General features: G+C 67.2%; 15 protein-coding genes. 8 read left to right on the forward strand and 7 right to left on the reverse strand.

The genetic code is table 11. The annotated features are described in order from the left end of the window. The first annotated feature begins 45 nt into the window (after positions 1 to 45). From AC3ANJ_RS13490 to AC3ANJ_RS13505, 4 genes are all read left to right on the forward strand, one after another. Positions 46 to 597, forward strand: coding sequence for a TetR/AcrR family transcriptional regulator (locus tag AC3ANJ_RS13490; protein ID WP_488316739.1), 552 nt, complete (start codon positions 46 to 48; stop codon positions 595 to 597). A gap of 58 nt (positions 598 to 655) precedes the next feature. Continuing rightward, the gene (locus AC3ANJ_RS13495; RefSeq protein WP_120229555.1) at positions 656 to 1,351 is read left to right on the forward strand and encodes a response regulator transcription factor; all 696 of its coding nucleotides are present in this window, start codon (positions 656 to 658) and stop codon (positions 1,349 to 1,351) included. A gap of 37 nt (positions 1,352 to 1,388) precedes the next feature. Further along, a complete protein-coding gene (locus AC3ANJ_RS13500) occupies positions 1,389 to 3,101 on the forward strand; it encodes a sensor histidine kinase (RefSeq protein ID WP_488316740.1) in 1,713 nt (570 codons plus the stop codon). Positions 3,102 to 3,249: 148 nt separating this feature from the next. Continuing rightward, entirely contained in the window at positions 3,250 to 3,537 is a 288-nt protein-coding gene (locus AC3ANJ_RS13505; RefSeq protein WP_488316741.1) for a WXG100 family type VII secretion target, read from the forward strand. A 67-nt stretch (positions 3,538 to 3,604) separates the two neighbouring features. On the opposite strand, the gene groL is transcribed toward AC3ANJ_RS13505, so the two are convergent. The 3 genes from groL to AC3ANJ_RS13520 form a co-directional block, all read right to left on the reverse strand. Then, complete coding sequence (groL, locus tag AC3ANJ_RS13510) at positions 3,605 to 5,224, reverse strand: chaperonin GroEL (protein ID WP_488316742.1); 1,620 nt, start codon at positions 5,222 to 5,224, stop codon at positions 3,605 to 3,607. Between the two features lie 158 nt (positions 5,225 to 5,382). Next, on the reverse strand, positions 5,383 to 5,940 hold the full coding sequence (locus AC3ANJ_RS13515) for a LytR C-terminal domain-containing protein (protein WP_488316743.1): 558 nt from the start codon (positions 5,938 to 5,940) through the stop codon (positions 5,383 to 5,385). A 68-nt stretch (positions 5,941 to 6,008) separates the two neighbouring features. Further along, positions 6,009 to 6,266, reverse strand: coding sequence for a DUF3263 domain-containing protein (locus AC3ANJ_RS13520; protein WP_488316744.1), 258 nt, complete (start codon positions 6,264 to 6,266; stop codon positions 6,009 to 6,011). A 123-nt stretch (positions 6,267 to 6,389) separates the two neighbouring features. Here AC3ANJ_RS13520 and msrB point away from each other — a divergent pair, with 123 nt between their 5' ends. Beyond that, positions 6,390 to 6,809, forward strand: coding sequence for a peptide-methionine (R)-S-oxide reductase MsrB (gene msrB / locus AC3ANJ_RS13525; RefSeq protein ID WP_488316745.1), 420 nt, complete (start codon positions 6,390 to 6,392; stop codon positions 6,807 to 6,809). Continuing rightward, positions 6,806 to 7,348 carry a nitroreductase family protein gene (locus AC3ANJ_RS13530; protein WP_488316746.1) on the forward strand — a complete coding sequence of 181 codons (543 nt, stop codon included), beginning with the start codon at positions 6,806 to 6,808 and terminating at the stop codon, positions 7,346 to 7,348. The genes msrB and AC3ANJ_RS13530 overlap by 4 nt, the downstream gene beginning before the upstream one ends. A 7-nt stretch (positions 7,349 to 7,355) precedes the next feature. Here the strand turns inward: AC3ANJ_RS13530 and AC3ANJ_RS13535 are convergent, their stop codons facing one another. Then, positions 7,356 to 8,324: a DMT family transporter gene (locus AC3ANJ_RS13535; RefSeq protein ID WP_488316747.1), complete on the reverse strand. Its 969-nt coding sequence runs from the start codon at positions 8,322 to 8,324 to the stop codon at positions 7,356 to 7,358. A gap of 27 nt (positions 8,325 to 8,351) precedes the next feature. On the opposite strand from AC3ANJ_RS13535, the gene AC3ANJ_RS13540 reads away from it, so the two are divergent. Then, positions 8,352 to 9,008 (forward strand): SOS response-associated peptidase family protein, encoded by a 657-nt coding sequence (locus tag AC3ANJ_RS13540; protein ID WP_488316748.1) that lies wholly within the window; start codon positions 8,352 to 8,354, stop codon positions 9,006 to 9,008. After that, on the forward strand, positions 9,008 to 9,403 hold the full coding sequence (locus AC3ANJ_RS13545) for an MmcQ/YjbR family DNA-binding protein (protein ID WP_488316749.1): 396 nt from the start codon (positions 9,008 to 9,010) through the stop codon (positions 9,401 to 9,403). Before AC3ANJ_RS13540 ends, AC3ANJ_RS13545 begins: the two co-directional genes overlap by 1 nt. On the opposite strand, the gene AC3ANJ_RS13550 is transcribed toward AC3ANJ_RS13545, so the two are convergent. The 3 genes from AC3ANJ_RS13550 to AC3ANJ_RS13560 all read right to left on the reverse strand — a co-directional run bounded on the left by AC3ANJ_RS13550 (position 9,391) and on the right by AC3ANJ_RS13560 (position 12,184). Further along, positions 9,391 to 10,365: an aldo/keto reductase gene (locus tag AC3ANJ_RS13550; RefSeq protein ID WP_488316750.1), complete on the reverse strand. Its 975-nt coding sequence runs from the start codon at positions 10,363 to 10,365 to the stop codon at positions 9,391 to 9,393. The two genes, AC3ANJ_RS13545 and AC3ANJ_RS13550, sit on opposite strands and share 13 nt — an antisense overlap. Before the next feature lie 155 nt (positions 10,366 to 10,520). After that, a complete protein-coding gene (locus tag AC3ANJ_RS13555; RefSeq protein WP_488316751.1) occupies positions 10,521 to 11,741 on the reverse strand; it encodes a tyrosine-type recombinase/integrase in 1,221 nt (406 codons plus the stop codon). Between the two features lie 11 nt (positions 11,742 to 11,752). Beyond that, positions 11,753 to 12,184 carry an ImmA/IrrE family metallo-endopeptidase gene (locus AC3ANJ_RS13560; protein WP_488316752.1) on the reverse strand — a complete coding sequence of 144 codons (432 nt, stop codon included), beginning with the start codon at positions 12,182 to 12,184 and terminating at the stop codon, positions 11,753 to 11,755. Between the last annotated feature and the right edge of the window lies 1 nt (position 12,185).

The following is a 12,185-nucleotide window of genomic DNA, read 5'->3' on the forward strand; positions in this document are numbered from 1 at the left end:
TACTACGTTCATAGTTCATTGTCACTAGGGTTGTAGTATTGCGCCATGAGCAGCACCCGACGCCGAGCCCTGGACGCCGCCGTCAACCTCATCGGCACGGAGGGGATACGCGCTCTCACGCACGCACGAGTGGATGCCGCAGCGTCACTCCCCCTCGGCTCGACCTCGAACCACTTCCGGACTCGGGCCGCGCTGCTGGCGGGAGTGATCGACTGGATCGCCGAGAGCGAGCGGGCAGAAGGCGGAATCCCTGCGGCGATCGACTCGGAGCAGGCGCTCACCGAGATGCTCGTCCGCGTTGCCGAGATCGAATCCGGCCCGAGAGCCGCGCGTACGCGCGCCCGCTACGCCCTGTTCCTCGAAGCCGTGGATGATGACGCGGTCCTGCCCCTCCGTCGGCAACGGCGCATCTTCGAGGAGTGGACGCGTTCGCTCCTCCGCGAAATCGGCGGACCGAAAGCCGCGGCGCGCGCGCCGATGCTGATGGCCACCTGCGATGGCCTTCTGCTGCATCGGATAACTGTCGACCCTGACGCACCGATCGCGGCATCCGTCGCCCTGGCCGTCGCGACCGCGGTGCACGGACCGGCCGCCTGAAACCGCCGCTCCGACAGATAATCAGCAACTGCATCGATGAAGTCACCATAATGGGGGCATGACTGATGCGCGCATCCTGGTCGTCGATGACGAGCCGAACATCCGTGACCTGCTGTCCACGGGTCTGAGCTTCGCCGGTTTCCAGGTGAAGACCGTCGGGAACGGAGCCGCCACGATCTCGGCGGTCCTCGAGGAGGAGCCCGACCTCATCATCCTCGACGTCATGCTTCCGGACATGAACGGGTTCAGCGTCACCAAGCGGTTGCGCGGCGCCGGGTTCACGGCTCCGATCCTCTTCCTCACCGCCAAGGACGACACCCAGGACAAGATCGAGGGACTCAACGCCGGCGGCGACGACTACGTCACCAAGCCGTTCGCCCTCGACGAGATCGTCGCCCGCGCACAGGCCATCCTGCGCCGCACGATGCAGGCCGACGAGGAGTCGATCATCCGCGCCGGCGAGCTGTCAATGGACCAGGACACGCACGACGTGTATGTCGGCAAGGTGCCGATCGAGCTCAGCCCGACCGAGTTCAAGCTGCTGCGCTACCTCATGCTCAACCCCAATCGCGTACTGTCGAAAGCGCAGATCCTCGATCACGTCTGGGAGTACGACTTCAACGGGGATGCCGGAATCGTGGAGAGTTACATCTCGTACCTCCGCCGCAAGATCGACCCGCATACCGAGGAATCCCTCATCCAGACCAAGCGCGGCTTCGGATACATGCTGAAGGTCGGCGGCAAGTCCGCCTGACCCGCAGCCGTCGCACGCCGTTCGCAGGAGGGACCGTATGGCGCACAAGCCCGACGCGGTCACCAGCTGGTGGCGGCGCATCAGCCTGCGCGCCAAGGTCACCGGCGTCACTGTCGCCGTGCTCGCGCTCGGGCTGCTCGTCGCCGGCATCGGCACCGTTCCGATCATGCGGGCAGCACTGATCGGCAACATCAACGCGCAGCTGCAGCCGTTGTCGACCACTGACATGGCGGATCGGTTCTTCACCGTCTCGTCCAACGGCGACGGTGGACTCGTGCTCACGCCACGGGAGGATGCGGTCCGCAGCGAGGCCTTCGTGGCGTTCTACGACGCGGGCGGCACGTTCATCGCGCAGGCCGGCGGACCGCAGGATGCGGTGACCCCGGCTTTTCCGGAGACCTATCCGCTCGCCGAGGCCAAGGCGGACGAAGAGACCATTCCGCTCACGTTGACAGGCGTCGACGGCAAGACCCCTTTCCACGGGGCGGTGAGCACGAAACCGGGACCGGACGGCACCGTCTACGTGCAGTACGTGGCTCTGCCGCTCGAAGAGGTGGACCGCATCATCGGGCTCTACCTGGGCGTCTACACGACGGTCGCCCTGTTCACGATTCTCATCGCGGCCCTGCTCACCCGCGGGCTGGTCACGCTGACGTTCCGCCGCCTCGGCCACGTCGAGACGACCGCCATGGCGATCGCGTCAGGCGACTTCGGCCAGCGCATGACCGACCTCGAGCCGACGACGGAGGTGGGCCGCCTCAACCTCGCGATCAATACGATGCTCGATCGCCTCGACCGTTCGATCGCCGAGCGCGACCGGACAGTGCAGCACATGCGGCGGTTCATCGGCGACGCGAGCCACGAGCTGCGCACGCCGCTGGTGAGCGTGCGCGGATACGCCGAGCTCTACCGCATGGGCGCCATCCGCGGCGAGGAGGACACGGCCAGGGCGATGGAGCGCATCGAGAAGGAGGCGATCCGAATGGGCGTGCTCGTCGAGGATCTCCTCGCATTGGCCCGCCTCGATGAGGAACGCGAACCCGAGATCGCCCCCCTCGACCTGCGCCCGATCGCCAGGGATGCCGCGCTGGATGTGCGCGCCGCCGCCCCGGGCCGCACGATCGCCGTCATCGACACCACCGCCGACCAGCCCCCGCTCAAGCCCCCGACTGCCACAGTGCCGATCGAGCAGCATCGCCCGGCGCAGGGTCCGCGCGGCCGCGCCGGTGCGACACTGGCCCGGTTGCGCCGACGTCCGCGATCCTCGCAGTCCGAACCCGTCCCCGAGATCGACTTCAGCGAGGTCATCGACAATCCGGTGAGCACGCCGCCGATCGTGCTGGGCGAGGAGAACAAGGTGCGCCAGGTCGTGGCGAACCTGCTCGGCAACGCCCGGCGCTTCTCCAGCGAGGACTCCCCCATCGAGATCATCGTCGGCGCCGATCGTGTCGCCGGGGTCGGAACGATCTCGATCGCCGATCATGGCGAAGGCGTGCCCGAGCAGATCCGCGAGCAGATCTTCCAGCGTTTCTGGCGCGCCGACACCTCGCGGGCGCGCGAGACCGGCGGATCGGGGCTGGGACTGGCGATCGTCGCCTCGATCGTCGAGGCCCTGCACGGCTCCGTGTCCGTGTCCGAGACTCCTGGTGGCGGAGCGACGTTCACGGTCACGCTCCCGCTTGCTCCTGCCCGTGCGATCCCCGAGCATCTGCTCCAGGACACCCAGCCGATCGAACCGCTCGAACTCTGACCACCCACTCGCTCTGCACGGACTCGTCTGCGGCGCGGACTCTCCACGGATGCCGTGGAGATCGCTGTTCCGACCGGACGCGGATACGGGGCACCCGCCTAGTCTCAGAGCTCCCGGCGGCCGACGCCGGGCAACGAGAGGAGTCCCCATGTCCGTCTTCAGTGTCGACACCGAAGCAGTCAACGCCGCCACCGCAGCCACCCGCGGTACGGTCGAGCGCCTGCAGGCCGAGTCCACCGCGCTCTCCGCGCAGCTCACCCAGCTGCAGTCGTCGTGGACCGGCAACGCATCAGCCGCGTTCCAGACGTGCGGCGAGCAGTGGCGTGCCGCGCAGCTGCACGTGGAGCAGGTGCTCGCGTCGATCAGCGTCGCGCTCGGCAGCGTCTCCCGCAACTACGAAGACGTCGACGCGTATTCGGCGAGCCTGTTCCGCTGATCCCCCGCTGCGGAACGCAGAAACGCCCCGGCCGAGGCCGGGGCGTTTCTGTGCAGAACGTCTGGACTCAGAAGTCCATGCCACCCGTGGGGTCGCCGGCCGGAGCCGGGTTCTTCTCGGGCTTGTCGGCGACGACGGCCTCGGTGGTGAGGAACAGACCGGCGATCGACGCCGCGTTCTGCAGAGCCGAACGCGTCACCTTGGCCGGGTCGATGATGCCCGCTGCGAACATGTCGACGTACTCGCCCGTGGCCGCGTTGAGGCCCTGACCGATCGGCAGTTCCGCGACCTTCGCCGCGACGACGCCGGGCTCGAGACCGGCGTTCAGCGCGATCTGCTTGAGCGGAGCCGAGATCGCGACGCGAACGATGTTCGCACCGGTCGCCTCGTCGCCGTCAAGCTCGAGAGCGTCGAGAGCCTTCGTTCCCGCCTGGATGAGCGCGACGCCACCGCCGGGGACGATGCCCTCTTCCACAGCCGCCTTGGCGTTGCGGACGGCGTCCTCGATGCGGTGCTTGCGCTCCTTGAGCTCGACCTCGGTCGCGGCTCCGGCCTTGATGACGGCGACGCCACCGGCGAGCTTCGCGAGGCGCTCCTGGAGCTTCTCACGGTCGTAGTCGCTGTCGGTGTTGTCGATCTCGCGACGGATCTGGGTCACGCGACCCTCGATCGCGTCAGCCTCGCCGGCGCCCTCGATGATCGTGGTCTCATCCTTGGTGATGATGACCTTGCGTGCACGGCCGAGCAGGTCGAGCGTCGTGTTCTCGAGCTTCAGACCGACCTCTTCGGTGATGACCTGACCACCGGTGAGGATCGCGATGTCCTGCAGCTGCGCCTTGCGACGGTCGCCGAAGCCGGGAGCCTTGACGGCAGCCGACTTGAAGATGCCGCGGATCTTGTTGAGCACGAGAGTCGCGAGCGCCTCGCCCTCGACGTCCTCGGCGATGATGACGAGCTCCTTGCCATCCTGGATCACCTTGTCGACGACCGGGAGCAGGTCCTTGATGTTGGAGATCTTCGAGTTGGCGATGAGGATGTAGGGCTCCTCGAACACCGCCTCCTGGCGGTCGGGGTCCGTGACGAAGTAGGGGTTGATGTAGCCCTTGTCGAAGCGCATGCCCTCGGTGAGCTCAAGCTCGGTGCCGAAGGTCTGCGACTCCTCGACGGTGACGACACCCTCCTTGCCGACCTTGTCGATCGCCTCGGCGATCAGCTCGCCGATCGAGGCGTCAGCGGCGGAGATGGAGGCCGTGGCCGCGATCTCTTCCTTGGACTCGATCTCCTTGGCGCTGGAGAGGAGCTCTTCGGTGATGGCCGTGACAGCCTTCTCGATGCCCTTCTTCAGCGAGATCGGGTCGGCGCCGGCTGCGACGTTGCGCAGGCCTTCGCGGACCAGAGCCTGAGCGAGAACGGTCGCGGTGGTGGTTCCATCACCCGCGACGTCGTCGGTCTTCTTGGCGACCTCCTTGACGAGCTCCGCACCGATCTTCTCGTACGGGTCGTCCAGCTCGATCTCCTTGGCGATCGAGACGCCGTCGTTCGTGATCGTGGGTGCGCCCCACTTCTTCTCGAGCACGACGTTGCGACCGCGCGGGCCGAGGGTCACCTTGACAGCGTCGGCGAGGATGTTCAGGCCGCGCTCGAGACCGCGGCGGGCCTCCTCATCGAAAGCGATGATCTTTGCCATGAGTTTTGTCGTCCCTCCTGGACGTAATACGTTCGGTTTAGCACTCAGAGCGATCGAGTGCTAACGCCCATTCTGGCACTCGACCCCATCGAGTGCAAGCCGCGTACGCGCAGAGAGAAACAGTAGCCGGCGATGGCTGTCGCGGCCCGATGCCGGACCTACTCGGCCGGTGCTTCACCCGTGCGGTCGAGTCCGATCACGATCGTCAGCTGCGCCTGGCCGGTGTCGTTCATCGCGGCGTAGTAGTCGCTCTGCTCCACGATCGCGCCGCCGATGAGGTCGGCGAGGCCGGCCGCGGCATCCGCGTCGGCATCCTCCACGTAGTAGACGGTGGTGTCCTCGAAATCGTCCGATGCACCATCGACGGCGAACACCAGTTCGGCGTTGTATCCCGCATTGATCAACTCGTCGCGCATCTGATCGTCCAGGACGTCGTCCGGCGTGGCGTTGAGGATCATGACCGAATAGGAGGTGTCGACGATGCCGGTCTCCTCGGGCGCCGGTGCGACGGTCTCCTGGGCCGTGGGAAACAGGGCGATGCGCCCCATGACGACAAGCGCGACGAAGATCCCGACGACGAGCAGGACGAGGGCGGCGACGACGGACCACAGCAGGACCATCCAGCCGTTGCTGCCTGGATTCTCCGCACGATGAGCGCCTACGCGGCCGGACGTGCGGGGGACATCGTCGAAACGATCACGAGCGGGCTTGGACACCCCTCGATGCTAGGGCATGCATCTCGGCATCCTCATCAGGGACGTTCAGGATGCCGGACAGGCGGCGCTCAGCCGACGAAGCCCTGCATCCGCACGCTGCGCTGGACGCCGCGGGAGTCCCGGATCCGACGCAGCCGCCGCACCAGCAGCGGGTCGTGCTCGAGCGCCTGCTCAGTGTCGATGAGACGCCACAGCAACTGGTAGTAGCGAGCCGGGCTCATCCCGAGCTGGGTGCGGATCGCCTCTTCCTTGGCGCCGTTGTGCCGCGGCCAGGAGACCTCCAACGCGAGGATCGCGCGATCGCGGTCCGTCAGATCTCCGAGCATGTCCGAAGCCTACGCCGCGGTTCGCTCGATACCGGGGAGCCACTCCAGGGCCTCTCCCAGCCCGCGCGCGCCGACAGCCGCTCCGACGCGCGAGAATAGAACCTGATGACTCAGGAGGCCCCCATGTCCTACAGCGTGAACAAGTCCGATGCCGAGTGGCGTGCCGAGCTCGGTGACGAGCAGTTCGCCGTGCTGCGCCAGGCGGCGACCGAACGCGCATGGACGGGCGAGCTGCTCGATGAGGAGCGCGCAGGGCTGTACACCTGCGGCGCGTGCGATGCGGAGCTGTTCAAGAGCGGCACGAAGTTCGATTCCGGCTGCGGCTGGCCCAGCTTCTACGAGTCGATCCGTCCGGATGCGGTCGAGCTCATCGAGGACACCACCCTCGGAATGGTGCGCACCGAGGTGCGCTGCGCGAACTGCGGTTCGCACCTCGGACACGTCTTCCCCGATGGCTTCGGCACACCGACCGGCGACCGCTACTGCATGAACTCGCTCGCGCTGAACTTCGCCCCGGAGTCGCCGGAAGCTCCGCAGCCGTGAGCGCCCTCGACGCGGTCCGTGCACGTCAGTCCTGGTCGAAGGTCACCGACCAGGCCCCGACCCGTGCGGAGCTGCTGCCCCTGGTCGCTGCGGCCGGGCGGGTCGCGGACCATTCGTCCCTGCGTCCCTGGCGGCTCATCGAGCTGCGGGGTGCGGATCGCGAGGTGCTCGGCAAGGCGATCGCGAAGGCCGAGGGCGACAAGCATCCATCGTCGAAACCACTGCGCGCTCCCCTGCTGATCGCGGTTGTGGCGAGCTATCGCACCAGTGACAAGGTGCCGCGCTGGGAGCAGGAGGCCGTGGCATCCGGCGTCGCGCACACGCTGAGCCTGCTGCTCGACGAGGCGGGCTGGGGCGTGCTGTGGCGCACCGGTCACTACACGCGCTCGAAGGCGGTCGCGAAGGCGCACGGCCTCAAGAAGAACGAGGAGCTGCTCGGCTGGCTCTACGTCGGTGGCAAACCCGCGAAGAAGCCGGGTCGCCGCAAGCCGGTTGACGCCCGCGCCCTGCTGACGCGGATGCCGGAGAAGAAGAAGTAGCAGTCGATCAGCGCCGCCGTGGTCGGATCACCGCGACGAGGACGCTGGCCACGGCTACTGCCACCATCGCGACGGTCTGCCAGAGTGCCGGCCCGGCTTCGGCCGGCCAGATCGTGTCGATCATCACGGCCGTCACGAGCTGACCGAGCACGGATCCGAGGCCCAGCAGCAGAACCCCGGTCTGCGCGACGAGCGCCGCCCCGAGGAAGATGTAGATCACGCCGAGCAGGCCGCCGAGGTACATCCACGGATCGGCGGGCAGCGCATTCGTCGCCCCGCTCACGACCAGACTGATCCCTGCGGCGACCGCGAGCACCACGGTCCCGGCAATGAAGCTCACGGTGGTGGCGATGACCGGTGACTCCACCCGTTGCGCGAGGCGACCGTTCGCCGCCTGCTGCCACGCGATGCCCACACCGGCCGCGAACGGCAGGATCAGCATCCACAGCGGCGCGTGGGCGAGCACGTCTCCGCCGAGGGAGATCCCGACCGCGATCATCGCGAGCGCTCCCCCGGCCACGCGCCCCATCGTCACGGCGACGACACCGGCCGGCCCGAAGCCGATCCGATCGAGGATCAGACCGTGCAGCGTCTGACCCGCCACGACGCCGACGGTGAAGAGGGACACCCCGAGCACGGCGGCGGTCAGGCCCTGCGTCGTCACGGTCAGAGCTCCGCACGCTCCGCCCAGCAGCATCCACAGCGGGATGCTGCGGGATCGGATGCCTCGCCACAGGCGAGCCATCCCGGCACGCCCTGAGGGCACGACTCCGACCAGGACGACGAGCAGCAGAAGTCCGGAGCCGAAGGAGACGAGCCCTGCGACGACGCCGTTGCCGATGCTGACCCCGAGAACGCCGTTGATGCGCGCTTGGACCGCTGTCATCGCCCCGATCGAGATCGCGCCGCCGATCGCCGCGAAGGCGGGCAGACGGCGGGTAGGAGGCACTCCTGCCACGCTACCGGACGACGCCATGTCCGCGGTCGAGGCTACTCTTGCGGCATGTGCGCGAGCTATGGACTCGATCCCCGATTCACCGATGCCGAACTGCTGGCCGAAGCGGATGCCGACATCCTCGACGGCCTGCGGGAGTGGGCCGAGCGCAATGCCGGCGAGACGCTGCGGCCGACCGGCAAGAACCTGCGCAATCTCAATCCGATCGTCGTGCCGCGCGACGGCGAGCCGACACTGGAGCCCGCGTGGTGGGGCTTCCTGGTGAACGGCGAGCCGGCGAAGTTCCCCTCCATCAACACGCGCTCCGAGCGGCTGCAGGATCAACCGGGGAAGGCGCGGTCGCGGGCGATCGTGCCGGCGACCGGCTGGTTCGAGCTGCAGAAGCCCGACCGGGTGTGGCACGAGTTCGGTCTCGACAGCGGCGCGCTGTTCGGGATGGCCGCGGTGGCGCAGCGAGGGCGGACGGCCGACGGCGAGTGGTTCACGTGCTTCTCGATCGTCATGCGTCCGGCTCCCGAGCATCTCGCCGGCCTTCACGACCGGATGCCGGTGCTGATCCCCACCGACTACGCGCACGACTGGCTGCTGGGCGAGGGCGGGCGCGAGGTGATCGACGGGGCGCTCGCGGCCGCAGCTTCCCTGGACGAACGCGTCGTCGCGACACCGCGCCGCAACGACAAAGGCGCCGAGGAGAAGCTGTTCTGATGGATGACGAGACGCTGTTGCGGGCGGCGACGGAGCGTGCCGACGAACTGCCCGGCGCCGGCCTCGAGCATCCGTTCGGCCCGGAGTGGGACGTCTTCAAGGTCCGCGGCAAGGTGTTCATGCTGCAGACGCAGTACTCGGGCCGCGCCATGGTGACTTTGAAGTCGCACCCCGAGGATGCCGAGGCGCTGTGCGCGACGTTCGCCGACATCGCGCCGGGCTATCACATGAACAAGAAGCACTGGATCTCGGTGACCCCTGGGGCATCCATCGAACCAGGACTCATCGAAGAGCTCGTGACGGAGTCCTATCGACTGGTCGTCGAGAAGCTCCCGCGCGCGCAGCGGCCGGTCGACCCGAACGTGTTCGGCGTCGCGTCACCTCACCAGGCGTAGGCCTCCGGTGCCTGGCCACCAGGGCCGGGGAAGATCTCGTCCAGCGTGCGGAGGTCGTCAGCGCTGAGCTCGATGTCGAGGGCGGTGACGGCGGACTCCAGCTGTGCGACCGTGCGGGGGCCGATGATGGGTCCCGTGACGCCCGGCTGGTGCAGCAGCCACGCGAGCCCGAGCGCAGCCGGCTTCCAGCCTCGTTCCTGGGCGAAGCCTTCATAGGCCTCGACCTGATCGCGGTGCTTGGCGCGGGTCTCGGCGGCGCGACCTGTGTTGGATCGGGCGTTCGCATCGGAGGATCCGCCGCTGAGGAGCCCGCCGCTGAGCGGCGACCACGGGAGGATGCCGAGACCGTAGTTGCGGGCGGCGGGGATGACCTCGAGCTCGATCGTGCGATGCGCGAGGTTGTAGAGCGACTGTTCGCTCACCAGGCCCAGGAAGTGCCGCTGCTTCGCGATCTCGTTCGCCTGCGCGATGTTCCAGGCGGCGAAGTTCGAGCTGCCGGTGTAGACGACCTCGCCCCGCGAGACGAGGATCTCCATGGCCTGCCACATCTCATCCCACGGGATGTGGCGGTCGATGTGGTGGAACTGGTAGAGGTCGATCCGATCGGTCTGCAGACGGCGCAGCGAGCCGATCGCTTCGCGCCGCACCTGCCATGCCGACGAACCGCGGGCGTTGACGACGTCGCCGTCCACCATCGGGGAATGCACCTTCGTGGCGAGCACGATGTCGTCCCGCACACCGGGGCGGGCGCTGAACCAGCGTCCGATGATCTCCTCGGTCGCCCCGCGTCCGCCGCTGCCTCCGTACGCGTTGGCCGTGTCGAAGAAGTTCACCCCGAGCTCGAGAGCGCGATCCATGATCGCGAAGGATTCCTCTTCAGAGGTGCGATCACCGAAGTTCATCGTCCCGAGGACGATGCGCGAGACCTGCGTGCCGGTGCGTCCGAGATGCGTGTAGTCCATGCGAGCCATCCTGGCACGGCGGCGACAGGGGAAGGGCGGATCGGAGCCGACTACGGGATTCGAACCCGTGACATCCTGTTTACAAGATGGGTACACGGGGAGTCTGCCTGGTCCGGTTCGGGTCTGTCCGCCCCGGAATTATGCGCTTTGGTTGCCTATCGCGATCCGGCTGGGTCCGGCTGGATCAGGCCAGAACCGACCTCATAAGGTGCAGGATAGGGTGCAGCGTTTCGCGACCACGCCAACTCGAGCAGGCTCGCCGCGGCCTTCTTCCGCTCCTCCAACGCGTGCGCGTAGACCCGAATCAGGACGTTGACATTCGCGTGCCCAAGTATCTCCGCGATCACCGTCAGATCGATCCCTGCCGCGATCATCCTCGACGCCGCCGTGTGCCGTGCCGTGTACCGCTTCACGTGCGGGAGGCCAGCACTGGCGAGCATCCTCCGCCACTGCTGAGAGTCACCCGACGGGGTGATCGGCCACCCCGGCTTCCGCGACGACGTGAACACGAACGAATGCACCGCTTCCGCGGGCTCGCTCGGATCCTGCCATCCTCCCCATGTCTTGGCCTTCGCCATCTGCTCGAGTTGCGCCTGCCGGTGCTTCCGGAGCGCATCGGCGACATGCCCAGGCATGGGGATCTTTCGCATACCCGCATCCGTCTTCGTGTACGGGACGAGGCGCAGCTTCGCGTCGACAGTCTGCAACTGCTGCCGGACCGCGATCGACCCCTCGTCGAAGTCGATGTGTGACCACTCGAACGCGATGCTCTCTCCCGGGCGCGGACCTAGCTCGAGCGCCAGCATCCAACGTGCTTCGATGTCGGTCCCGGCGATGGCAGTGTAGATGCGATCCAGGTCGGCGTCGGAGAACGGACGGACGGGCACCGGGTCAGCCTTCGGCGGGGAGACGACGAGCTTTGCGACGTTGGTCGGCACCTTCCCACGCTTCGCCGCGAGGGAGAGCGACGCCCGGATGACTGTGTGCAGCTGGTAGATCGTGGAGCCGGCGTACTTCTCCCCCAGGGTCGCGTACACGTCTTCGAGATGCTCGGCGGTGAGCTTCGCGATCGTGACGTCACCCAGCCATGCCGGCATGTAGTTGTCGACGGCCTCCTGGTAGCCGGCGTGCGTCTTGATCGTGTGTTCCGCCTGCGTGGCCTTCAACCAGTGGGCGATCCAGTCGGAAAGGCGCGGTGAGCGGCCGACGGCGAGCACTCCCGTGTCGCGCTGGTTCTTCATCTCGCGGAGCTTCTGCGCGACTTCGGTCTTCTTCGCCCCGGACGCGTACTTCCGGCGTCCGTTGACGGTAATGTACCCGCGGTACCCCTTCTCGACGGGGAAGATGCTCCCCTCGCCCTTCGCTGCCCTGCCCATGGTTCCTTCTCTCAGATGACGGCCGCGCGGTATGCCCACTGACCGAGCCCCATCCTCGCGCGGCTGTATGTGATGCCGCGGAGGCGCGTGAGGCAGTGATGTTCGTAGTCGAAGATGATCTGCGGTGTCACCGAAAATTCTTCGGCGAGCCAGTGCTGATCAGGGTTGATGCGTTCGAGGCGCGCGTATTCGTCCGGGTCGATGAGCAGCCGTGCGGCGTATGCGCGGGCCTGCCGCTCCCCTGATGGGCTGGTGCAGTCGTGCCGGTAATGACAGTGGCCGATCTCGTGCGCGAGCGTGGAGCGACGCTCGTCGTAGGTGAGGCGGCGGTTCAGGTAGATCCGCTTCTCGTCGTCGTCGTACAGGCCCCGCGTCCCGGGAGGAAGATCCCAGACATGGACCTGCACGCCGTACTCGGCAGCTTTCGCAAGTAGCTCGCGCATG

Source organism: Microbacterium sp. STRO-1N (genome assembly GCF_057748015.1).

Excerpts from the sequence above, each read along its gene's own strand:
- AC3ANJ_RS13490 (WP_488316739.1), top strand. The coding sequence starts at position 46 with ATGAGCAGCACCCGACGCCGAGCCCTGGACGCCGCCGTCAACCTCATC.
- AC3ANJ_RS13495 (WP_120229555.1), top strand. The coding sequence starts at position 656 with ATGACTGATGCGCGCATCCTGGTCGTCGATGACGAGCCGAACATCCGT.
- AC3ANJ_RS13500 (WP_488316740.1), top strand. The coding sequence starts at position 1,389 with ATGGCGCACAAGCCCGACGCGGTCACCAGCTGGTGGCGGCGCATCAGC.
- AC3ANJ_RS13505 (WP_488316741.1), top strand. The coding sequence starts at position 3,250 with ATGTCCGTCTTCAGTGTCGACACCGAAGCAGTCAACGCCGCCACCGCA.
- groL (WP_488316742.1), bottom strand. The coding sequence starts at position 5,224 with ATGGCAAAGATCATCGCTTTCGATGAGGAGGCCCGCCGCGGTCTCGAG.
- AC3ANJ_RS13520 (WP_488316744.1), bottom strand. The coding sequence starts at position 6,266 with ATGCTCGGAGATCTGACGGACCGCGATCGCGCGATCCTCGCGTTGGAG.
- msrB (WP_488316745.1), top strand. The coding sequence starts at position 6,390 with ATGTCCTACAGCGTGAACAAGTCCGATGCCGAGTGGCGTGCCGAGCTC.
- AC3ANJ_RS13535 (WP_488316747.1), bottom strand. The coding sequence starts at position 8,324 with ATGGCGTCGTCCGGTAGCGTGGCAGGAGTGCCTCCTACCCGCCGTCTG.
- AC3ANJ_RS13540 (WP_488316748.1), top strand. The coding sequence starts at position 8,352 with ATGTGCGCGAGCTATGGACTCGATCCCCGATTCACCGATGCCGAACTG.
- AC3ANJ_RS13545 (WP_488316749.1), top strand. The coding sequence starts at position 9,008 with ATGGATGACGAGACGCTGTTGCGGGCGGCGACGGAGCGTGCCGACGAA.
- AC3ANJ_RS13550 (WP_488316750.1), bottom strand. The coding sequence starts at position 10,365 with ATGGACTACACGCATCTCGGACGCACCGGCACGCAGGTCTCGCGCATC.
- AC3ANJ_RS13555 (WP_488316751.1), bottom strand. The coding sequence starts at position 11,741 with ATGGGCAGGGCAGCGAAGGGCGAGGGGAGCATCTTCCCCGTCGAGAAG.
- AC3ANJ_RS13560 (WP_488316752.1), bottom strand. The coding sequence starts at position 12,184 with ATGCGCGAGCTACTTGCGAAAGCTGCCGAGTACGGCGTGCAGGTCCAT.